This is a genomic window from Clostridium sp. UMB9555A (genome assembly GCF_030222355.1).
In the GTDB taxonomy this organism is placed as follows: domain Bacteria; phylum Bacillota; class Clostridia; order Clostridiales; family Clostridiaceae; genus Sarcina; species Sarcina perfringens.
Genome location: NZ_JASORQ010000001.1, coordinates 302775 through 324380, shown reverse-complemented (window position 1 = coordinate 324380; position 21606 = coordinate 302775). Strand labels below are relative to the sequence as shown.

Sequence of the window (21606 nt, the reverse complement as noted above, 5' to 3'; positions counted from 1 at the left end):
TCCGTTATTTTTTTACTATATAAACTATTCTTTCAGTATCTGGTGTTACTTCATCCTCTGTATAACCATTATGCTTTTCTACTATTTTAAAACCTATTACATCAAGAATATATTCTATTTCACTTTCCTTATAAGCTCTTTCTTCATGAACCTCTGTGAATCTTTCATACTTTTCTCCATCTTTCACAAAGAAATTTAAATTCATCTCTACTATTTCATCTTCAAAAATATTTTCCCAAGCATAAAATAATTCTTCACTATCATATGTGTAAACATTGTTGCCTAATACTTCTGCTATTTTATAGTATGAATTTATATCAAATACAAATAAACCATCCTCTTTTAAATGATTATATACCCCTCTTAAATAATTTTCTACACTTTCATCATCTAAAATATAATTTGTTGAATCTAAAACACATGTTATTAAATCAAACTTTCTATTTAACTCTAACTCACACATGTCTTGGCAAACTATCTTACCTCTAACTCTATGTTCTCTAAGCTTTTTATCTGCCTCTATAAGCATATCCTGTGAAAGATCAACAAAATAATTTTCTTTGAAGGATTTTCCTACATGAACACCAACATTTCCTGTTCCACATGCTAAATCTAAATACATTTCTTTATTAATATTATACTTATCACATTTTGATAAGGCGTATTCTGCTATGTTCTCATAGTTTACATCTTCATATATAAGTTCATCATACACTTTTGCCATCATCTTATAACTCTTCATAATAATTTAAATCCCCCATATATTATTCTACCTAAAAATTATATACTTTTTTTACTTTTCGTCAACGTGAGGTTTTTTCCTACCTAATATTTCATCATTGCTAGGTAATTTAAGTTCTTTTTTTCTCTTAGTCATTAACCCACCAATTCTTCCTGTTTCCTCAGCAGTTAATCCCCCCCATCCAAATTTATCAACCTTATCACTTAATCCTAATTCCCCAGCTATTTCATATTTCATCTTTTCTCTTAATTTTTCTGCTGGTGTTAATTCCTTATTAGATTTAATTTTTCCTTTTATAATTTTTTTTAATGGTGTCTTGCTCATATTCTTCCCCTACCTTAAATTTATTTTTAAAACTATTATTCCCCCTATAAGCTTAAATATTCATATTTAGTCAAATATGAAAGTTAACTTACTCAAATCCTTCAAATTAATCATAAAATATACTTGATAAAGTGTTTATCATTGAACTATATTTAATATATAGAAATAGAATATATTAAGATTATATTTAGGAGGGATATTGTGTACAATGTAGCAATAGTTGGGGCAACAGGAAATGTTGGAAGAAAATTCCTTGAAATCCTAGAAGAAAGAAATTTCCCCGTTAAAGAATTATATTTATTTGCATCAAAAAGATCAGCAGGAAAAACTTTAAAATTTAAAGGTGAAGATGTATTAGTTGAAGAATTATGCGAAGCTAATATTGAAAACAAGAAAATAGATTTTGCATTATTCTCAGCAGGCGGAAGTGTAAGCTTAGAATTTGCTCCTATTTTCGCAAAACATGGAGCAGTGGTTATAGATAACAGTAGTGCTTGGAGAATGGATAAAGAAGTTCCTTTAGTAGTGCCAGAAGTAAATCCAGAGGATGTAAAATGGCATAAAGGTATTATTGCTAATCCAAACTGTTCTACAATTCAAGCTATGGTAGCTTTAAAGCCACTATATGATAAATATGGTATAAAAAGAATAGTTTACTCAACTTACCAAGCAGTTTCAGGAGCTGGAATTCAAGGTATATTAGATTTACAAGAAGGAACTACAAAGAAATTCCCATATCCTATATTAGGTAATGTAATTCCTCATATAGATGTATTCTTAGATAATGGATACACAAAAGAAGAAATTAAAATGATTGAAGAAACAAAGAAAATACTTCATGATGATAATTTAAGAATAACTGCTACTACAGTTAGAGTACCAGTTTTAAATGCTCATAGTGAAAGTATAAATGTAGAGCTTAATTCTGAATTTCAACTTGAAAATGTTATAGATTTATTTAATAGTTCTAAAGGAATAATAGTTCATGATGATGTAGAAAACTTAAAATACCCTACTCCACTTGAACTTAGTGGAAAAGATGATGTCTTTGTTGGAAGAATAAGACGTGATTTCAGCTTAGATAATGGTCTTAACCTTTGGGTTGTGGCTGATAATATAAGAAAAGGGGCAGCTCTTAATGCAATTCAAATTGCTGAAATACTTATAAACGAAAAATAATTTATTTTTTTGGAGGTAATACGTATGTTTAAAGGGTCTTGTGTAGCTTTAATAACACCATTTACTGAAGATGGCGTTAATTATGAAGAGCTAAGAAAATTATTAGAATGGCATATTAAAAATCATACTGACGCTATTTTAGTTTGTGGAACTACAGGAGAAGGTTCTACTATGACTTTAGAAGAAAAAAAAGAAGTTATAAAATTCTCTGTGGAAGTTGTAAATAAAAGAGTTCCTGTAATAGCTGGAACTGGAACAAATAATACTAAGGCTTCAATAGAATTAAGTAAATATGCTGAAGAGGTTGGCGCTGATATGGTATTAATAATAACTCCATATTATAATAAAACTTCTCAAAAAGGATTATATGCTCATTTTAGTGCTATAAATGATGCAATAAATATTCCTATTATGCTTTATAATGTTCCATCAAGAACTGGAATGAATATAACTCCATTAATGCTTGATAAACTTGCAGATTTAAATAATGTAGTTGCTATAAAAGAAGCTAGCGGAGATCTTTCACAAGTAGCTAAAATGGCTGAATTATGTGGTGATAGAATTGCTATCTATTCAGGTAATGATGATCAAATAGTTCCAATTTTATCTTTAGGTGGAGCTGGTGTGGTTTCAGTTTTAGCAAATATTCTTCCTGAAGAAACTCACAATATATGTGAAAAATATTTCTTAGGAGAAGTTATTGAATCACGTAACCTTCAACTTAAATATCTTTCATTAGCAAATTCTTTATTTATAGAAACAAATCCAATCCCAGTTAAAACAGCTATGAATTTAATGAATTTTAACTGTGGACCATTAAGATTACCATTATGTGAAATGGAAGATTCTAATTTAGTAATATTAGAAGAAAACTTAAAAGCTAATGGTTTAATAAAATAATCTATTATATAATAAGCATAATCGCCTTTAGGTGGTTATGCTTATTTAAAACTAATATCGGAGGTACCAATTATGGTTAAAGTTATATTAAATGGTTGTTCAGGAAAAATGGGTAGCGTAATTTCAAACTTAGCTGAAACAAAATTTCCTAATGTTGAAATAGTTGCTGGTATAGATAATAACACTAAGGCTCAAAGATCTTACCCAATCTTTGCAAAACCAGAAGATTGCAATATTTCCTATGATGTATTATTAGATTTTTCAAGAGCTGATGCTTTAAAAAGCTTAGTAGAATTTTCAAAGAAAACTAAAAAACCACTTATACTATGTTCAACAGGATACACTGATGAAGACTTAAAATTTATAGAAGAATCTTCAAAAGAAATCCCTCTATTTAGATCTGCTAACATGAGCATAGGTATTAATTTAGTAAATAATTTATTAAAGAAAGTAGCTCCTGTTCTTTATGAGAACTTTGATATAGAACTTGTAGAAAGACATCACAATCAAAAAGTTGATGCTCCAAGTGGAACTGCCCTTTTATTAGCTCATACTATTCAAGATTCTCTTAAGGAAGAAACAAAATTACTTTATGGAAGAGAAGGAATTGCTAAAAGAGAAAAAAATGAAATCTGTGTAAATACAGTAAGAGGTGGCGGAATAATAGGAGACCACGAAGTTATTTTTGCTGGTGATGGTGAAGTTATAGAAATAAATCACAAAGCTATTTCAAGAGATGTTTTTGCTATAGGTGCTTTAAAAGCATGTGAATACATGGCTGATAAAACTAAAGCTGGAAAATACTCAATGGATGATGTTTTACAACTAAACTTCTAATAAAACCTTTATAAAATACTGAAACACTCTTTGTTTTAAAGTATCATTAATTTCTATGTATGAATTTAAAGATCTGAAAGAAGATTTAAAAGATTATATACTCTTTTAGAACCTTTCAATTTAAATTGTTCCTAAGAAATAAAAATATTTAAAACAAAGTAAAATAATAAAACTTATAAATATATTTTGAGAATTATTTTCTTCTCTTAATACTATTTATAAGTTTTATTTTTAATTTTATATAACTTATTTTATTTTTGCCTTTTTAAATTATCTTTTATTTAAGACATAGTTTACTTTTTTAAAGTTTTTACAAAAGCCTCTAATTTATCTAAAGCTCTTTCAAGTTCATCTTTGCTATAACAGTAAGATATTCTAATATACCCTTCTCCACCTTTTCCAAAGGCATCTCCTGGTACACAGGCAACTTTGCCTTCTTTAAGTAATCTATGACAAAATTCTTCTGATGTTAATCCAAACTTACTTATATTAGGGTAAATATAAAAAGCTCCTTTAGGTTTTTCCACTTCTAATCCCATATCTATTAATCTTTTATAAGTAAAATTCATTCTTTCTTTAAAAGATTCCTTCATATTTTCAACATCATTCATACAAGATTTTAATCCTTCTAAGGCTCCCCATTGAGAAATAGATGTTGCACATGAAGAATTATATTGATGAACCTTTATAATTTGATCATATATTTTCTTAGGACAAGCTACATATCCAATTCTAAGCCCTGTCATTGAAAACATCTTAGAGAATCCACTTACATATATTATTTTTTCTTTTATATCCTTGCATTGAGCTACAGAATAATACTCCTCTTCAAAACAAAGAGATGAATAAATTTCATCAGTTAATACTAATATATCATTTTCTTTTATAATCTCTACTAACTCATCTCTACTTTTTTTACTAAGTAATGCCCCTGTAGGATTACATGGATAAGAAAGAACTATAAGTTTTCCTCCTTGTTTTATTCCTTCTTTTAAACTTTCTATGTTAACTGAAAAATCTTCATTTAAATCGTAATTTATAACTTCACATCCTATTATTTTGCTTATGCTTTCATAAGCTGGATATGCAATTGATGGAACTAAAACCTTCTCTCCTGGATTTAAAAGAGCTGTCATAGCTGCATATAGCCCTTCACTTCCACCTACAGCTATAATTATTTCATCCTTACTAAAATTAATGTCAAAATTATTATTTAGTAAACTTGATATTTCTTCCCTTAATTCAACTATACCAGCATTGGCTGTATATGTTGTTTTTCCTTCTTCAATAGCCCTTATCATAGCTTCTTTAACCTTTTCTGGAACAGGAAAATCTGGCTGTCCTAAAGTTAATGATATAGCTTCTGGGAATTTTACTACTTCATTATAGAATTTTCTTATTCCTGATATTTCTACCCCAATAACATTTTTATTCATTAAAATTCTATCCCCTCTCTAGCTGGAACTCCTTTTTTATAATAATGTTTAATTTCTCTCATCTCTGTTATTAAATCAGCTTTTTCCATTATTTTTTCTGGTACATTTCTACCAGTAAGAATTAATTCCATATCTTTAGGTTTCTTTTCAATTAATTCTACAATTTCATCTTCGCCTATAAATCCTCCAGAAATTGAAGCCATTACCTCATCTAAAATTAATATATCACATCCTCTAGTTTCAACTAGTCCTTTTACAAAATCAAAGCCTACTCTAACCTCTGATTTTAACTGAGCTAATTGCTCCTCATTTAATTCCCAAGTAAAGCCTTTAACTTTTTCAAATCTTAATATCTCTAAATTATCAAATCTCTTAGCAGATTCTAATTCACCTGTTTTCCATGATTTAAGGAATTGAACCACCTTTACTTCCATTCCATCACCTGCAGCTCTAAAGGCTAATCCCATTGCTGCTGTAGTTTTTCCTTTTCCATTTCCAGTATATACTTGAACATATCCTTCTTTAAGTCTTGCCATATTTTATCACTCCTTTAAATTATATTTTATAATATATTTGATTTTTTAAACAATCTATTTATTAAATAATATAAATTTTACGTTTTTCTCTTTTATTGATAATCATTTTTGTTTATAATAATTTATATTGTATGTTATATTTTAATAAATATATAGACAAAATGCATTATAAATAGAAAGGATGTAATTTAATATGAGTTATAACTTTACAGATCCATATGAAATTGCTAGATTCATAAAGGAAGTAAAAAAATCAACTCCTGTTAAAGTTTATCTTAAAGGTAACTTAGAAGGTGTAGAATTAGGTTCAATAGAATGTTATGGAAATAATGATTTCTATGTATTATTTGGAGAAAGTGATGAAGTTGCTACTTTCTTAACAGAAAATAAAGATAAAATAGTAAGCTTTAGACTTGAAAATGATAGAAGAAACTCAGCTATTCCAATGTTAGACCTTTTAAACATAAACGCTAGAATCGAACCTGGCGCAATAATAAGAGACAGAGTATCAATCGGAGATAACGCTGTTATAATGATGGGTGCTGTCATAAACATAGGAGCTGAAATAGGCGAAAGTACAATGGTAGATATGAACGCTGTAATAGGTGCTAGAGGAAAACTTGGAAAAAGAGTTCATTTAGGTGCTGGAGCTGTTGTTGCTGGAGTTTTAGAACCACCTAGCAAAACTCCATGTATAATAGAAGACGATGTTTTAATAGGAGCTAATGCAGTTATCCTTGAAGGCGTTAAAATAGGAAAGGGATCAGTTGTAGCTGCTGGATCAGTTGTAGTTGAAGATGTACCAGCTGGTGTAGTTGTGGCTGGAACTCCTGCTAAAATAATTAAATCTGTTGATGAAAAGACTAAAGATAAAACAGAAATATTAGATGATTTAAGAAAATAATAAAAATAGCCATGAGAATTTATTCCCATGGCCTTTTTTATTAAGATTATTAAGAAATTTCTTCACCTGATTCATTTTGTTCTGATTCAACAGCTACTTTTTCCATTTTAGAAATTGAAACCTCATATGCTATTTTCTTAACAACTTCAGTTTCAGATATTTTCTTTTGATATTCTCTACTTTGAAGTCTTCCCCAAATTCTTATATTGTCCCCTACTTCTAATGTTTTGCAGAATCTTGAGTTTCTTCCCCATGCTATAGTTGGGATATAATCTGATTTATTATAAGATCTATTTACAGCTAATAATAAGTCAGCAATTTCTCTTCCAAATGGAGTTGTTCTATAAACTGGCTCCTTACAAATAAATCCATCTAAGAAAATCTCATTAGGATTTTTACTTCTTTCTTCACAGTATTCTATATTTCTTGCAAAAACTGTTAAGATAAGCTTATTATTTCCATCTATGAATTTGTTGTAACTTCTTAGTTGTCCTTCAACTACTATTTCAGTTCCAATTTTTAAATCCATAGTCGTTATTAATCTTTCTGATACAGTAATATTTAATAAGTCCTTTGAATCACTTAATCTCATAACCTCTAAGTTAAATGTATAGAAACCCTCTCCATACATTTCGTGACTGAACTCTAATTCTGAAACTACAGTTCCTTCTAAATAAATTTTGTTGTTTAACATTAAATTATCCATTTTAACCTAAACCCCTCTCCCCATTAGTGTTTAATCATATAAGTTTAATATGTTTTTTATATTTATCTGTATATCCAATAACTATTTCCATTATAATACATTTTGTTCAACGATTTCAACTATTATTTTGTTTCGTTTTAATTAACAATTGTTTTCCATTGTCATCTATTTCGTAACTATTTTCATATATTATGTCGCTTATTTTAACAAATTCATATCCTTCTAATTTTAGTTTTGGAATTATTTCCTTAAGATTCTCTACAGTATATTTACCATTATTATGATATAAAAGTATTGAACCACTCTTTACATTGTCAATTACCTTTTTATATTCCCTCTCTTTGCTCTCTCCTTTCCAATCAACACTATCAACATCCCATTGGATACTTTTATATTGTAATCCATGAATAACACTTAAACTTTCTTGGCTATATGAACCACTAGGAAATCTAAATAAATTAGTCTTTACTCCAACTTCCTTTTCTATTATTTCTTCTGTCTTTTTAACCTCTTCAATTATTCTCTCTTTTCCTATATTCTTAAAATCAGGATGTACATAACTATGATTTCCTATTTCGTGTCCTCTCTTATGAATTTCTACTAACTTTTCTCTATTACCTTCAGGATATATTACCCACTTACCCATTATAAAAAATGTAGCTTTTATATTATTTTCATCTAGTAAATCCAAAATTTCATATAAATAATCATTTTCTGCCCAATTCACATCAAAGGTAAGAGAAATTTTTTTATCCTCTCTATCCACACAATGAATTGGCTTATTATCTTTTGCAAAAACATTAATAGGCAATGTAAATATGGCAATAATAACAACTAAAGTAATGGTAGTAATAAAGTTTTTACAAATAAAAAAATTATTATTTTCTTTCAAAGTATTCACTCCTTAATATTTAATATTAATCAAATAACTTTATTATCTTAAAACATATATGGTATAATAGGATTATTATTTCAAAACAGTTATGGAGGAAAACATAAATGTATGATAGCACATTAGAATTAGCTGAGAATAAATTACTTCTTTTATATATAATAAAGTCAATAAAATATCCTATATCTAACACACAATTAACAGATATAGTTTTAGAAAATAGTTTTATAAATTATTTTATGTTACAACAATATGTATCTGAATTAATTTCTTCTGAGTTCTTAGAATATAAAACTCAAGATGATGATAAAGAAATCATAGTACTTACGGAAAAGGGAGATAAGGTACTATTCTTCTTTAAAGATAGAATATCTCCAAACAAATTAAAACTTATAGATGAATATGTACGCAAGCATGTAGAAAAAATAAAAAAAGAATTAAGTATATCTGCTGATTATACTGTTGGAGAAGATAGTTCTTTCATAGTAAATCTTAAAGCAATAGAAAATAATACTATTCTAATTGATTTAAATGTAAGCGTTCCTTCCAAAACTGAAGCAAAAGCTATTTGCAACAAATGGGAAAACAATTCTTCCGATATATATAACAAAATAATTCATGCTCTTATAGAAGATTAATAATCCTGCTATTATTATTAGCAAAAATCGTTATAAAATTTATATAATTTAGGGGGAAAACATAATTGTTTAAAAAACATAATTTTCACTTTAATTGGCTTCCACTAATATTGATATCAACAGTTTCAATCATGTTAATTTTTAATATTAGGAGTATTTTAAGTGAAGGTATTAGACCATTTTTATCAGTTTTAACACCATTTTTTTGGGCTTTTGGTATAGCTTATTTAATAAATCCTCTCATGATGCTTATAGAAAAGAAGTTTAAACTTAAGAGAGCTTTTTCCTTAATGATAAGCTATATTTTAGTTATAATATGTGTTTACATATTAATTGCAATTATTGTTCCTACAATATTTGATAGTTTGTCAGAATTATTTAGTAATCTTAGTGAATATGCATCCTCTGCTGAAAGTTGGATCAATAACACCTTAGCAAGCATGAATGTTCCTTTAGATTTAAATCATTTAAATACTTCTGCTACGGAATTTATTTCTAAGACATCAACCTTACTATCTAATATAGTAGGTAGCTTGTTAACTCAAACTATAAAAATAACTTCATCTGTTGTTAAATTTGTATTTGGATTTATTATTTCCATATACATGTTAATGGATAAGGAAACTTTAATTGAAGGGTGTAAAAAAATTATAATTGCAGTTATGCCATCTGAAAAATCTTCAGAACTTTTTATTAGTTTCATGGCAGAAGCTCATAATATCTTTAGTAGATTTATAATAGGTAAAATTATAGATTCACTTATAATAGGAGTGCTTTGTTACATAGGTTTATTATTAATGGGTACTCAATATGCGGTGCTTATTTCTTTCATAGTTGGATTAACAAATATGATTCCATATTTCGGTCCATTTATAGGAATGATTCCTGCATTTTTATTGACACTTATTGTTCAACCATCTATGGCAATATGGGTTCTTTTATTCATATTTATCCTTCAACAATTTGATGGTTGGTACTTAGGTCCAAAAATATTAGGAGATCAAGTAGGTGTTTCTCCATTATTCATAATATTCGCTGTTACAGTTGGCGGAGGAATATTTGGTGTTTTAGGAATGTTCTTAAGTGTTCCTATAATAGCCTTAATAAAAATATATACAGAAAAGTTCATTGAATACAGATTAGAAAATAAAAAACAGAATTTGAGTGAATAATATAAAGAGGATATTATAAAATATCCTCTTTATTTTTTTATATTTATTATTTAACTAATTGTTAATAATCATTTAAATATGATGTTCTAGAATAAATATTATGTTATTATTAGATAATTAACTTTTACATATCTATTAAAACGTTTAAATAAATCATAAAAAGGAGTACTTATGGATAAAAAGAAACACTTTAATTTTAGTAAAAAACAAAAAATAACTATATTTTCTTTATTAGCTATCCTTATATTAATTGCTTCTGTAGTAGGCTTTTTTATTTTTAGATTTTACAATCACTCCTACGAAGGAAATACGAATCCTGCTAAAGTTAATACTGTAGATGAAGATATTAAGTTTAAAGAGGTTCCAGGAATAACAAATATTCTTTTGCTTAGTAGCGATGCTAGACCTGGAGAAGATGTATCTAGATCAGATTCCATAATGATCTTAACAATAGATAATATAAATAAAAAGTTAAAAGTAACTTCCTTAATGAGAGATATGTTAGTAAAAATAGATGGTCATGGAGAAGAAAAATTAAACCATGCCTTTGCTTATGGTGGCCCTACTAAAACAATTGAAACTATCCAAAATAATTTTGGAATAAAATTACATAACTATGTAATCGTAGATTTTAATGCTTTTGTTAAGGTTATAGATGCTATAAACGGAATTGAAGTAACAATTAAAGACTACGAACTTGATGAACTTAATAAATATATTTTAGATGGTGGCGGTTCTGAAAAAGATTTACTTCCTGCACCCGGAACTTATAATCTTAATGGTTATCAAGCATTATCTTATGCTAGAATTAGAAAAGTTGGTAATGGTGAATATGAAAGAACTGAAAGACAGAGAGCTGTTCTTCAAATTGCTTTAGAAAAAGTTAAAGATATGTCAACAGTTAAACTTGTTTCCCTGCTTAATGAATTATTCCCATATGTAAAAACTAATATTTCCTTAGGAAATGCTATGGACTATGGATTTACAGCTTTAAATGTGGGTAAAAATTGTAACTTTGAAATAGAACAATTTAGAGTCCCTATAGATAGTATTTCAAAAGGTGGAATTATTGATAATAAAGGTTGGGTATTTGTTATAGATAAGGTAGAAACTTCAAAGGCTCTTCAAGAGTTCATATTTAATGACAATAAAAATTATGAGCCTGATACTAGTAATTTTGACTCTATAATAGAACAATACTTTAATGACTATGATATTAAAGATGATACTACTCATCCTGATTATGAATATGTACCTAGTATAAATACTAATGGAAACTTTGAAAATCCTAAAAATAATTCTAGTAATAATAGTACTAGTAGTAATAATAATTCTAGCAATAATAAAGTAGAAAAACCTTCTAGCCAAGGAAACAATGAAAATCCTTCTAATAAACCAACTAACGGAAGTAATTCTACTGACAATAATTCTACAGAAAAACCTAATACTTCAGATAAGCCAAATACTCCTCAAGAAACTCCAACAGAGCAACCATCTGAAAATAATGGTTCTAGTGGAAATGGAGAATCCTCTAACACTCCGTCTACTGATGGAAATGCTTCTTCTGAAAATAGTAATAATCAAAATAATACTGAAGGAAATTAATAAATAGCTATATAGAACTAATAACTTAGATTCTATATAGCTTATTAATTGTTATTATAAATATAATATTACAGAAAAAAAGTGACTTATGCTTCCTCCCATTACAAATAAATGCCAAATAGCATGATTGTATGGCATTCTATCTAAAACAAAAAATATACATCCTAATGTATAAAACAATCCACCTATAAGAAGCCAAAAGACAGCCATATGAGGTACTCTTTGCCATACATCCTTAACTACAAAGATAACCGCCCACCCCATAAATATATATAATAAGGTTGATAGATTTTCAAACTTATTTATACAAATAAATTTAAATACTATTCCTAAGATAGTTAATACCCAAATCATAATAAATATTGCCATAGCTTTTTTATTATCTCTTAGACAAACTAATACATAAGGTGTATAAGTTCCTGCTATTAAAAGATAAATTGATGAGTGGTCAATTATCCTTAAAAACCTCTTTACTTTTTTATTAGGAATACTATGGTATAATGTTGATCCTAAATATAGTAAAAATAAAGTTATTCCAAATATAGTGAAACTTATTATCTTATAAACATCTCCACTTAAAGATGCGAAAACTATAAGTAAAACAGCTCCTGCTATAGCTAACACCACTCCAATTCCGTGGGTTATGGCATTAGCAATTTCCTCTCCTCTAGTATAAAAATTTAATTCTTCACTCACAATTACCGTCCCCCTTTCTCATGTTATTATATGCATATTTTTAATTTATATTTGTAATTATAACACTTATGATTTATGATTAAACATGTTTAGAACAATTATTTGAAAGGTGGTTTTTAATATGAATAATTCAGCTGACTATTTTATAAAATCATTAAATATGACAGCACATCCTGAAGGTGGATATTTTAAAGAATCCTTTGTTTCTCCTAGCAAGCTTGCTCCAAATACTTTACATATAAATGAAGAGCGTTTACTTTGGACTAGCATATATTTCTTATTAAGAACTGGAGAAGTTTCAAATTTTCATAGATTAAAATCTGATGAAATGTGGTATTTCCATGCCGGAGAATCCTTAACTATTTATATGATAAGCCCTGATGGTGAACTTATAGAAAAACAACTAGGATTAAATATAGAAAAAGGAGAAACTCCTCAAGTTTTAGTTCCTAAGGATTATATATTTGGTTCTGCTATGAATAATGAAGGCTTCTCTCTAGTTGGTTGTATGGTAGCACCTGGCTTTGACTTTAAAGATTTTGAGTTATTTGAAAGAGAAGATTTGCTTGAAAAATATCCAAAGTACAAAGAAGTAATAGAAAAATTAACTAGATAAAAAAACTTTTATAAAAATAAAAAACTTACAAATTTACTTAAAGAGTTACTCTATTTCTTTAAGAATTGTTTGTAAGTTTTTTATTAGCTTTTAATTTAATATGTTTTTATTAATTAAATTTCACAATATGTTTTTTTTGATATTTCATCATAGTACTGAGCTTGTTTTTCTTTGTTAAAGATTACTTCTAACACATCTCCAGATTGAATTTTAACCTCTCCATTTGGTATTATTTCCTCTGCACCTCTAAAAATAGTTATTATTAAACTACCCTCAGGCCATTTCACATCTTTTATAAGTTTTCCATCTAATTGAGAACCAATCTTTACTTCAAAATCAAAAATTTCTTTTTTCTTTATACCAGTATTAAACTTAATATTCATTCTTTCTAATAATTTCTCTAATAAACTTTCATAAATAGGCTTATTATTAAGCATATCAGAAACTAAGTATGCCACAGTAACTGTTATAGCCACTGGTAATAAGTGTTTAAAAGTTCCTGTCATCTCAGTTATAAGCATTAATCCAGTAATAGGAGCCTTAACTATTGATGCAAATTGTGCTGCCATAGCTAGCACTATAAAGTTGACTATTAAGGAATCACTTATTCCTAAATATTTATTTAAAAGTAATCCAAATATTGCTCCTACTAAAGCACCTATAGCTAATAAAGGAAAGAATATTCCTCCTGGCACTCCTGAGGAATAACTAAAGAATGTAAATATAAATTTTATTACTAAAATTACTATTAAAAGTTTTATTGCAACATTATTTCCTATTACACTTTCAATTAAAGAGTCTCCCCCATCAATTGCTTCTGGAATTGTTAATGCTAAAATTCCAACCATAACAAAAGGTATTATTGTTTTAAATTGAATAGGAATTTTTTTTAAAGTCTTCACATAAAAATCCTGTGTTTTTGAAAGGCCTTTATTAAAAATCCATCCTGTTACTCCTAATATGGCTCCTAATATTAATAATGTCCAATAATATTGTATTGGCAATGAATTTGTAGGTGGTATTTTTATGCAAAAATCATTTCCTAAAATAAGATTATCCACAAAAACTCCTGTAAGAGAAGCTGATAGTGCAGCTAACATAACTGGCAGTGAAAAACTTCTATGTACTTCTTCAAGAGCAAATATAGCTCCTGATAAAGGGGCATTAAATATTACAGCAAGACCTGAACTTGCTCCCCCTGTTATTAATAATCTCTTTTCAAAGTCACTTCTTTTAAATATTTTAGCAAATCCTTCTCCTATTGAAGCTCCAATTTGAACTGAAGGCCCTTCTTTACCTAATGAAAGACCAGATGCCATACATATTATTCCGCCAATAAACTTATCTCTAAATACTCTTAGCCAGTTTACACTTATTTTTCCACTTAACTCCCCTTCAACCTGTGGAATACCACTTCCACCTATCATAGGATTCTTTTTAACTATAAGGCCAACTATAAACCCTAAAAATATAAGAACTAAAAATAAAGGAATTATAAGCTTTGGATTTTCTCTTGTATATGAATATACCTTGTTAAAGCCTTCCATTCCAAATCCTATTATGGTCTTATAAATCATTATTACAATTCCAACAATTATGCCTACTAATATTCCTTGTACTATTATTTTAAACTCTAAATTATTTAATCCACTTATCTCTTTATCCTTATCCATATTAATCACATCCATAATATTTTATGAATAAATTATATACCTTTTGTTAACAATAGTTCAAATTTTAATTTTCTCATTTATCCAGTTAAATACAATTTATCTACTTAAGCCTAATACTTTATACTTCTTAAGTATGTATTCTCATTATTTCTTATGGCCTTTCTCATATCTCCAACCATGTATAGAGAACCACAAATTAATAATAAATCATCATCATTAGTAAGAGAATATGCCTTATTATAGGCCTCTTTATAGTCCTTAAATTTAAAAACTTCTTTTACATATTTTTTTACTTTAATATATAAATCTTCAATATCCTCAGCTCTATCACTATGAGGTTCAACTATAACTACCTTATCTACACCTCTAGTTATTTCTTCCACCATTTCATCTACTTGTTTATCACCTAGAACCCCTAATATTGATGTTATATTTTTAAAATTAAAATATTTATCTATACTATTTCTTAAATTTCTTATTCCATCAATATTGTGAGCTCCATCTATAACAACTAAGGGATTTTCATTTAATACTTCCATTCTTCCAATCCATCTTACTTTTTTAAATCCTTCCTTAATAGATTCATTGCTTATATTTACTCCATTATTTCTTAATTTAATTAAGGTTTTTAATGCCACTAAGAAATTCTTTACTTGATGATCTCCAAGTAAACCTAAATCTATTTCTAAAATTTCATCTTCTAGTGAAACTTCTATTTTCTGAACATGTTTTTCTTTATCTATAATTATATTTCTTATGTCTTCAGTATTAACAACCTCTAAATTACAACCTAATTCATCACATCTCTCTTTTATTACTTCTAAGGCCTTTTCTTCTTGTGGATAAGATATTACAGGTACGCCACCCTTTATTATTCCACACTTTTCCTTTGCAATTTCCTCTATGGTATTTCCTAAAATATTCATATGATCTAGGCTTATTGAAGTAAGTACAACTATCTCAGGAATGACCACATTAGTTGCATCTAATCTTCCCCCTAAACCAACTTCTAAGACAGCATAATCAACTTTCTTTTTTGAAAAATAATAAAACATTAAAGCAGTTATTATTTCAAACTGAGTTGGACTTTCATAGCCAAGCTCCATAACTTTATCTATAGCCTTTTTAACATCTCCCATAAGAATTGCTAAATCATCTTTATCTATATTCTCCCCATTAATCTGTATTCTCTCTTCAAATTCCTCTAAATAAGGTGATGTGTACATTCCAACCTTAAAGCCAGCTTCCTTTAAAACTGAACTTATCATAGCAGTAGTTGACCCCTTGCCATTTGTTCCCCCAATATGTATAAACTTAGTATCCTTATGCGGATTCCCTAAAAACTCCAAAACCTTTTCTATTCTATCTAATCCTAAATTCATTCCAAACCTTGATGCAGTAACAATATACTCCATAGCTTCATCATAATTCATCATTCCTATAGCCCTCCTTAAAATATATAAAGAAAGTGTATCACAAAGTGCTTAAATAATAAAACTTATAAATAGTATGAAGAGAATATCTGTGTAAGCTTTAGAATTTAAGCAATCATGTAGAGAACTTTGCGTTAAGAAGATTGAATGTCCGACGCGAAGCTAGTTTTCAATCCTTAGCAAAGTTCTCGGAATGACTGCTATAAATTCTTAGCGAAACACAGTAATTCTCGGAATATATTTATAAGTTTTTTAGCACTTTAGATACACTAAAGTTTTCTTGTTATATTATTGTAAAGCTTCTATTCTTTCTAGAACAGCCTCTAACATTTCTTTGTATTTAACACCTTTTGCTCTTTCTTCATTAACAACAGCCTCTGGTGCTTTGCTTACGAATCTTTCATTAGAAAGTTTCTTCTCAACTCTTAAGATTTCTCCCTCAAGTTTAGTTTTCTCTTTATTTAATCTTTCTAACTCTTTTTCTCTATCAACTAAGTCAAGTAATGGTAAGAATAATTCTCCACCCTTAACAACTACTGATACTAAGTTATTATCTAAGTTATCCTTATTATCTAAGAAAGTAACTTCTGATGCAGATGCAAGCTTTTCTAAGTAAGCTCCACCATTTATGAATGCATCTTTAGCCTCCTCTGAAGCATAAGCCATAACCTTAGCTTTTCTTGAAGGTGGTACATTCATTTCAGCTCTTAAGTTTCTTAATGATCTTATAGCTTCCATTATGAATGTCATGTCCTTCTCAGCTTTTTCGTTATTTAAAGCTTCATCATATGTTGGCCAAGTAGCTATTGTAATTGACTCAGTTTCTGTGCTTAAGTGAGTATATATTTCCTCAGTTATGAAAGGCATTACTGGGTGTAATAATTTTAATCCTGTATTTAATACAGTGTAAAGTACGTTAAATACTACTCCCTTAGCTTTTTCATCATCACCATACAATACTGGTTTAACTAATTCTATATAGTAATCACAGAACTCTGTCCATAAGAAATCATGTACTTTTTGAAGGGCTATTCCTAACTCATATTTTTCCATGTTTTCTGTAACTTCTTTGATTAATGAGTTCATTCTTGATAATATCCATTGATCTGCTAAGCTATACTCTTTGCAGTCTTTGTATTTATCCATAAGCTCTCTATCTAAGTTCATCATAACGAATCTTGAAGCATTCCAAATCTTATTAGCAAAGTTTCTTGCAGCTTCAACTCTTTCAGGAATGTATCTTATATCATTTCCTGGAGCATTTCCTGTTACTAACATGAATCTTAATGCATCAGCACCATATTCATCTATAACTTCTAATGGATCAACACCATTTCCTAAAGACTTACTCATTTTTCTTCCTTGAGCATCTCTTATGATACCGTGAATTAATACTGTATCAAATGGAGTTTCTCCCATGTTGTGGATACCTGAGAATATCATTCTAGCAACCCAGAAGAATATTATATCGTATCCTGTAACTAATGTTGATGTTGGATAGAAGAACTCTAAATCATCAGTTCTATCTGGCCATCCTAAAGTTGAGAAAGGCCATAGAGCTGAACTAAACCAAGTATCTAGAACGTCTTTATCTTGTTCTATGTTCTCTGATCCACACTTACAGCACTTAGTTGGATCCTCTAATTCAACCATGATTTCTCCACAATCTTGGCAGTAGAATACTGGTATTCTGTGTCCCCACCATAATTGTCTTGAAATACACCAATCTTGAATGTTTTCCATCCAGTTGAAGTAAGTCTTTTCAAATCTTTCAGGAACGAATTTAGTTCCTTTGTTTCTAACAACCTCTATAGCAGGATCTGCTAATGATTGCATTTTTACATACCATTGTTTTGATATGATTGGCTCTACAACTGTACCACATCTATCATGAGTACCAACATTGTGAGTATGAGGTTTTATTTTAACTAATAATCCTAACTCTTCTAAGTCAGCAACCATTTGTTTTCTAGCCTCATATCTATCTAAGCCTTTATATTTTCCACCTAAGTGATTTATTACACCGCTATCATCCATAACTCTTATTTGTGGTAAGTTATGTCTCTTACCAACTTCAAAGTCATTAGGATCGTGAGCTGGAGTTATTTTAACTGCTCCTGTTCCAAATTCTACGTCAACATAGTCATCAGCGATTACAGGTATTTCTCTATCAGTTAAAGGTAATTTTAACATTTTACCTACTAAGTGAGCATATCTTTCATCACTTGGGTTAACTGCTACGGCACTATCTCCAAGTAAAGTTTCAGGTCTAGTTGTAGCTATTTCTAAGAATTCATCTGAACCAACTACTGGGTATTTAATGTGCCAGAAGTTTCCCTCTTTTTCTTCATACTCTATCTCAGCATCTGATAAAGCAGTTTGACATTTAGGACACCAGTTAGTTATTCTGTTTCCTTGGTATATTAAACCTTCTTTATATAATTTAACGAATACGTGTCTTACTGCCTTACTTAAGTTTTCATCCATTGTGAAAGCTTCTCTTGTAAAGTCAGCTGAGCATCCCATTTTCTTAAGTTGCTCTCTTATTCTTTCTCTATATTCATCTGTCCATTCCCAAACTTTTTCTAAGAAAGCTTCTCTTCCCATTTCTTTCTTATAAAGACCTTCTTTTAAAAGTTCATTTTCAACTTTAACCTCAGTTGCTATACTAGCATGGTCTTGTCCTGGTAACCATAAAGTGCAATATCCTTGCATTCTCTTAAATCTTATAAGCATATCTTGAAGTGTATTATCAAGTGCATGACCTAAGTGTAATTTACCAGTTATGTTTGGTGGTGGCATTATTATAGTGTAAGGTTTTTTACTCTTATCTATTACAGGAGTAAAATACTTCTTTTCTTGCCAATTGCTATAAAGTCTTTCTTCAAACTCTTTAGGATTATACGTTGTAGAAATATTCTTATTATCCATTAGACTTACCTCCTTAAAACTTAAACACAATTTTATGTATTTATATAAAACATTCCAAAAACTATCTTGAAATGCCTTTTAACAATTATTTTTTTATTTATTATATATTTTAAATGAATATTTATTTTAGCTAACTCTTTATATTTATGTTCTATATAAAAACAAAGACTGATTTAAAACATTCTTTATTTAAAAGTAATTTTAGGCAATAAAAAAAGCCCTCATCCATAAAAGGACGAAAACTCGCGGTACCACCTTTTTTCCCTCATAACAAGGGCTCTCTAAAATTAACGACTGAAATTGCCGTCTTTGATTACTTTAATAATTTCACCAAAGAAACTCAAAAGCTACCTTCAAGATATCAAACTTAGAAATCTTACACCCAAGGATTTCCTCTCTTAAAGTTCTTCCTATCTTTACTCCTCTTTATCACTGTTTGTATCATCATTTAAATTATAGATATATCTTATACCATTATTTTAACCTATGTCAAGTAACTCTAATCAAATATGATATAAATTTATAATATTTTTAGTCTTTAAATATGATTCTATAATTTATGATTTAATCAAATTATATAATATTCTCAACCTATGAATATAATCCCAAAATAAGTTAATAATTAAAATAGATATTATTTAGGAGGTCAAAAATGAGTAACTTTTCTAAAGGTAATGAATTATACAATACTAGAAATTATTCTGATGCTATAAATTACTATAAAAAGGCTTTAGATAATGATGAGTGTAAATGCCACAGTTACTATAATGCTGGTGTTTGCTACATAAAACTAAAGCAATATGAAAAAGCTATTGAAATGATAACTAAAGCTTTAGAGCTATACCAAGACTCAAAATATTTTTTTAACTTAGCCTATTGTTATTCAATGATAAATAATAATTCTAAGGCTTTGAGATATTTTAACTTAGCTTGGGCATTAGATAATGCAGATATTGATTGTGAAAAAGCTATAAGTTTAATTTTATCAAAAATCTCAAAATAAAGCATAATACATATAGCCCTACTTAACTCTCAATACCTACTCTAATTTATAATTAAAATTACGCAATCAAAATTTCATTAAAAGAAATATATAAAAAACTAATTTTCCCTAAAACCAAAATAAAACTTACAAATAGTATTAGAAGAAATTTTATTTTCTCCAAAATATATTTGTAAGTTTTATTGTATTTCATATGAATTATTATCTTACCATTCACCAACTATTTTTCCATCTCTGTGTGATTCACTATTTTTTTTGCTATCAAAATAGTTTCCAGCTTTACCAAAGGTAGGATCAACAGTTATCCACTGATTTTTTTCTGGTAAATAAACCTCATTCCAAGAATGTGGTCCCCATTCCTTTCCATTGAATCCTTCTCCAGTTACAATTCTAACTTTAAGCCCCGCTTCTCTTGCCATAGCAACATAAAGACAAGAATAATCAAAGCATATTCCTTTTCTAGTTTCAAAGGCTTCAATAGCTCCAGACTTATACTCAGAAGTTTTCTCGCTTATATTTTCAGCTTTATTATCATCATAATTAATATTTTCACTTATCCAAGTATATATTCTTTTAGCTTTTTCTCTACTACTTTTTGCATTTTTAGTAAGTTCCTTAGCTTTTTTATTAATAGCTTCATTTGATTTTATACCTTGTTCTAAAGTTACACCATTATAAAGATTTATAACATTTTTATTACTTTCAACCACATTTTCACTCTTTGGCTCTTTATTGCTTTCAACTGCAGAATCTATGTTTTTACTAATAACATCTTTATATTCATTGTGAAAAGCTTCATATTCTTTATTTAAAGCAGCATAGTACTTATTACTATTTATAACCTCATAAGCCTTTGAAGCTAAAGTCATTCCTTCCATCTTCTCTCCTAAGAAACCATTGCTTCCTAGAATAACTATGACTAAAGCAATTACTGCCATATAAAAAAGAGATTTTGGTATATTTATTATTAAAGCTGCAACTTTACCAAATCCCTTGCCCCTTCTAGACTCTGCTTTCTTTAACCATCTAAGTATGGGATTTATAATAATAAAACTAAATATTTTAAGTATAATTTTTACTATAAAATAAATTACAAGTGTAAGAGCTAATACTATAAATATTATTATAACCTGTGGTGAAACATTAAAGTTAGATATAATGTTATTAAATTCAACAACTACAATTGAAAACATCCTCTCTATTATATCTATCTTTTTTATGGCTATAAAACTTAAGTATAAAGCAAGAAAAAATGATATATATCCTCCTAACTCCTCTATGCTATTTTTTATTCTAATAATATTAAACTTTCTTTTGTAAGCAACTACTAATGGTAGTATAAAAGAACAAACTATAATTATATCTACTAAGTTAAAATTCATT

At 28.4% G+C, this 21606-nt stretch carries 20 protein-coding genes and 1 other annotated feature; of the genes, 9 read left to right on the top strand and 11 right to left on the bottom strand.

Annotated elements, in window-relative coordinates:
- Positions 1-4 precede the first annotated feature (4 nt).
- Together QP548_RS01435 and QP548_RS01430 are read right to left on the bottom strand one after the other, a co-directional pair.
- Positions 5-742 (bottom strand): class I SAM-dependent DNA methyltransferase, encoded by a 738-nt coding sequence (locus QP548_RS01435; RefSeq protein ID WP_061428898.1) that lies wholly within the window; start codon positions 740-742, stop codon positions 5-7.
- A 51-nt stretch (positions 743-793) separates the two neighbouring features.
- Positions 794-1066, bottom strand: a complete 273-nt coding sequence (locus QP548_RS01430; RefSeq protein ID WP_003451493.1) for an alpha/beta-type small acid-soluble spore protein — start codon at positions 1064-1066, stop codon at positions 794-796.
- A 201-nt stretch (positions 1067-1267) separates the two neighbouring features.
- Here QP548_RS01430 and QP548_RS01425 point away from each other — a divergent pair, with 201 nt between their 5' ends.
- The 3 genes from QP548_RS01425 (at position 1268) to dapB (ending at position 3982) form a co-directional block, all read left to right on the top strand.
- A complete protein-coding gene (locus QP548_RS01425; RefSeq protein ID WP_061428899.1) occupies positions 1268-2245 on the top strand; it encodes an aspartate-semialdehyde dehydrogenase in 978 nt (325 codons plus the stop codon).
- A 24-nt stretch (positions 2246-2269) separates the two neighbouring features.
- The gene (dapA, locus tag QP548_RS01420; protein ID WP_003451233.1) at positions 2270-3145 is read left to right on the top strand and encodes a 4-hydroxy-tetrahydrodipicolinate synthase; all 876 of its coding nucleotides are present in this window, start codon (positions 2270-2272) and stop codon (positions 3143-3145) included.
- Between the two features lie 72 nt (positions 3146-3217).
- Positions 3218-3982 carry a 4-hydroxy-tetrahydrodipicolinate reductase gene (dapB, locus tag QP548_RS01415; RefSeq protein ID WP_061428900.1) on the top strand — a complete coding sequence of 255 codons (765 nt, stop codon included), beginning with the start codon at positions 3218-3220 and terminating at the stop codon, positions 3980-3982.
- 293 nt (positions 3983-4275) lie between these two features.
- On the opposite strand, the gene QP548_RS01410 is transcribed toward dapB, so the two are convergent.
- Both QP548_RS01410 and QP548_RS01405 read right to left on the bottom strand, forming a co-directional pair.
- Positions 4276-5418, bottom strand: a complete 1143-nt coding sequence (locus tag QP548_RS01410; protein WP_061428901.1) for a pyridoxal phosphate-dependent aminotransferase — start codon at positions 5416-5418, stop codon at positions 4276-4278.
- Positions 5418-5954, bottom strand: a complete 537-nt coding sequence (locus QP548_RS01405) for a cob(I)yrinic acid a,c-diamide adenosyltransferase (protein ID WP_061428902.1) — start codon at positions 5952-5954, stop codon at positions 5418-5420. The genes QP548_RS01410 and QP548_RS01405 overlap by 1 nt, the downstream gene beginning before the upstream one ends.
- A 193-nt stretch (positions 5955-6147) precedes the next feature.
- On the opposite strand from QP548_RS01405, the gene dapD reads away from it, so the two are divergent.
- The gene (gene dapD / locus QP548_RS01400; RefSeq protein ID WP_003454957.1) at positions 6148-6858 is read left to right on the top strand and encodes a 2,3,4,5-tetrahydropyridine-2,6-dicarboxylate N-acetyltransferase; all 711 of its coding nucleotides are present in this window, start codon (positions 6148-6150) and stop codon (positions 6856-6858) included.
- 49 nt (positions 6859-6907) lie between these two features.
- Here dapD and QP548_RS01395 read toward each other — a convergent pair whose 3' ends face one another.
- On the bottom strand, positions 6908-7564 hold the full coding sequence (locus QP548_RS01395; protein WP_061428903.1) for a single-stranded DNA-binding protein: 657 nt from the start codon (positions 7562-7564) through the stop codon (positions 6908-6910).
- A gap of 115 nt (positions 7565-7679) precedes the next feature.
- Positions 7680-8456 carry a polysaccharide deacetylase family sporulation protein PdaB gene (pdaB, locus tag QP548_RS01390; RefSeq protein ID WP_061428904.1) on the bottom strand — a complete coding sequence of 259 codons (777 nt, stop codon included), beginning with the start codon at positions 8454-8456 and terminating at the stop codon, positions 7680-7682.
- Between the two features lie 107 nt (positions 8457-8563).
- Between pdaB and QP548_RS01385 the strand changes: the two genes are divergently transcribed.
- The 3 genes from QP548_RS01385 (at position 8564) to QP548_RS01375 (ending at position 11871) form a co-directional block, all read left to right on the top strand.
- On the top strand, positions 8564-9094 hold the full coding sequence (locus tag QP548_RS01385) for a DUF4364 family protein (protein WP_003451559.1): 531 nt from the start codon (positions 8564-8566) through the stop codon (positions 9092-9094).
- A gap of 65 nt (positions 9095-9159) precedes the next feature.
- On the top strand, positions 9160-10266 hold the full coding sequence (locus tag QP548_RS01380) for an AI-2E family transporter (RefSeq protein WP_061428905.1): 1107 nt from the start codon (positions 9160-9162) through the stop codon (positions 10264-10266).
- A gap of 171 nt (positions 10267-10437) precedes the next feature.
- Positions 10438-11871 carry an LCP family protein gene (locus QP548_RS01375; RefSeq protein ID WP_061428906.1) on the top strand — a complete coding sequence of 478 codons (1434 nt, stop codon included), beginning with the start codon at positions 10438-10440 and terminating at the stop codon, positions 11869-11871.
- Between the two features lie 54 nt (positions 11872-11925).
- Here the strand turns inward: QP548_RS01375 and trhA are convergent, their stop codons facing one another.
- Positions 11926-12567 (bottom strand): PAQR family membrane homeostasis protein TrhA, encoded by a 642-nt coding sequence (gene trhA / locus QP548_RS01370; RefSeq protein WP_061428907.1) that lies wholly within the window; start codon positions 12565-12567, stop codon positions 11926-11928.
- Positions 12568-12688: 121 nt separating this feature from the next.
- Between trhA and QP548_RS01365 the strand changes: the two genes are divergently transcribed.
- Positions 12689-13183, top strand: coding sequence for a cupin domain-containing protein (locus tag QP548_RS01365; RefSeq protein ID WP_061428908.1), 495 nt, complete (start codon positions 12689-12691; stop codon positions 13181-13183).
- 113 nt (positions 13184-13296) lie between these two features.
- On the opposite strand, the gene QP548_RS01360 is transcribed toward QP548_RS01365, so the two are convergent.
- The 3 genes from QP548_RS01360 to QP548_RS01350 form a co-directional block, all read right to left on the bottom strand.
- Complete coding sequence (locus QP548_RS01360) at positions 13297-14856, bottom strand: ClC family H(+)/Cl(-) exchange transporter (RefSeq protein WP_061428909.1); 1560 nt, start codon at positions 14854-14856, stop codon at positions 13297-13299.
- A 110-nt stretch (positions 14857-14966) separates the two neighbouring features.
- Positions 14967-16289 (bottom strand): bifunctional folylpolyglutamate synthase/dihydrofolate synthase, encoded by a 1323-nt coding sequence (locus QP548_RS01355; RefSeq protein WP_061429455.1) that lies wholly within the window; start codon positions 16287-16289, stop codon positions 14967-14969.
- 288 nt (positions 16290-16577) lie between these two features.
- Entirely contained in the window at positions 16578-19220 is a 2643-nt protein-coding gene (locus QP548_RS01350; RefSeq protein ID WP_061428910.1) for a valine--tRNA ligase, read from the bottom strand.
- Positions 19221-19448: 228 nt separating this feature from the next.
- Positions 19449-19662, bottom strand: a binding site (T-box leader).
- 210 nt (positions 19663-19872) lie between these two features.
- On the opposite strand from QP548_RS01350, the gene QP548_RS01345 reads away from it, so the two are divergent.
- Positions 19873-20223 carry a tetratricopeptide repeat protein gene (locus QP548_RS01345; protein ID WP_003455034.1) on the top strand — a complete coding sequence of 117 codons (351 nt, stop codon included), beginning with the start codon at positions 19873-19875 and terminating at the stop codon, positions 20221-20223.
- 206 nt (positions 20224-20429) lie between these two features.
- Here the strand turns inward: QP548_RS01345 and QP548_RS01340 are convergent, their stop codons facing one another.
- Positions 20430-21605, bottom strand: coding sequence for a transglutaminase-like domain-containing protein (locus QP548_RS01340; RefSeq protein WP_061428911.1), 1176 nt, complete (start codon positions 21603-21605; stop codon positions 20430-20432).
- Position 21606: the final 1 nt, after the last annotated feature.

Coding starts and splice junctions, on each gene's coding strand:
- QP548_RS01345 (WP_003455034.1), top strand. CDS start 19,873: ATGAGTAACTTTTCTAAAGGTAATGAATTATACAATACTAGAAATTAT.
- QP548_RS01395 (WP_061428903.1), bottom strand. CDS start 7,564: ATGGATAATTTAATGTTAAACAACAAAATTTATTTAGAAGGAACTGTA.
- QP548_RS01430 (WP_003451493.1), bottom strand. CDS start 1,066: ATGAGCAAGACACCATTAAAAAAAATTATAAAAGGAAAAATTAAATCT.
- QP548_RS01360 (WP_061428909.1), bottom strand. CDS start 14,856: ATGGATAAGGATAAAGAGATAAGTGGATTAAATAATTTAGAGTTTAAA.
- dapD (WP_003454957.1), top strand. CDS start 6,148: ATGAGTTATAACTTTACAGATCCATATGAAATTGCTAGATTCATAAAG.
- QP548_RS01350 (WP_061428910.1), bottom strand. CDS start 19,220: ATGGATAATAAGAATATTTCTACAACGTATAATCCTAAAGAGTTTGAA.
- QP548_RS01355 (WP_061429455.1), bottom strand. CDS start 16,289: ATGAATTATGATGAAGCTATGGAGTATATTGTTACTGCATCAAGGTTT.
- QP548_RS01435 (WP_061428898.1), bottom strand. CDS start 742: ATGAAGAGTTATAAGATGATGGCAAAAGTGTATGATGAACTTATATAT.
- QP548_RS01410 (WP_061428901.1), bottom strand. CDS start 5,418: ATGAATAAAAATGTTATTGGGGTAGAAATATCAGGAATAAGAAAATTC.
- dapB (WP_061428900.1), top strand. CDS start 3,218: ATGGTTAAAGTTATATTAAATGGTTGTTCAGGAAAAATGGGTAGCGTA.
- QP548_RS01405 (WP_061428902.1), bottom strand. CDS start 5,954: ATGGCAAGACTTAAAGAAGGATATGTTCAAGTATATACTGGAAATGGA.
- QP548_RS01365 (WP_061428908.1), top strand. CDS start 12,689: ATGAATAATTCAGCTGACTATTTTATAAAATCATTAAATATGACAGCA.
- QP548_RS01385 (WP_003451559.1), top strand. CDS start 8,564: ATGTATGATAGCACATTAGAATTAGCTGAGAATAAATTACTTCTTTTA.
- QP548_RS01375 (WP_061428906.1), top strand. CDS start 10,438: ATGGATAAAAAGAAACACTTTAATTTTAGTAAAAAACAAAAAATAACT.
- QP548_RS01340 (WP_061428911.1), bottom strand. CDS start 21,605: ATGAATTTTAACTTAGTAGATATAATTATAGTTTGTTCTTTTATACTA.
- dapA (WP_003451233.1), top strand. CDS start 2,270: ATGTTTAAAGGGTCTTGTGTAGCTTTAATAACACCATTTACTGAAGAT.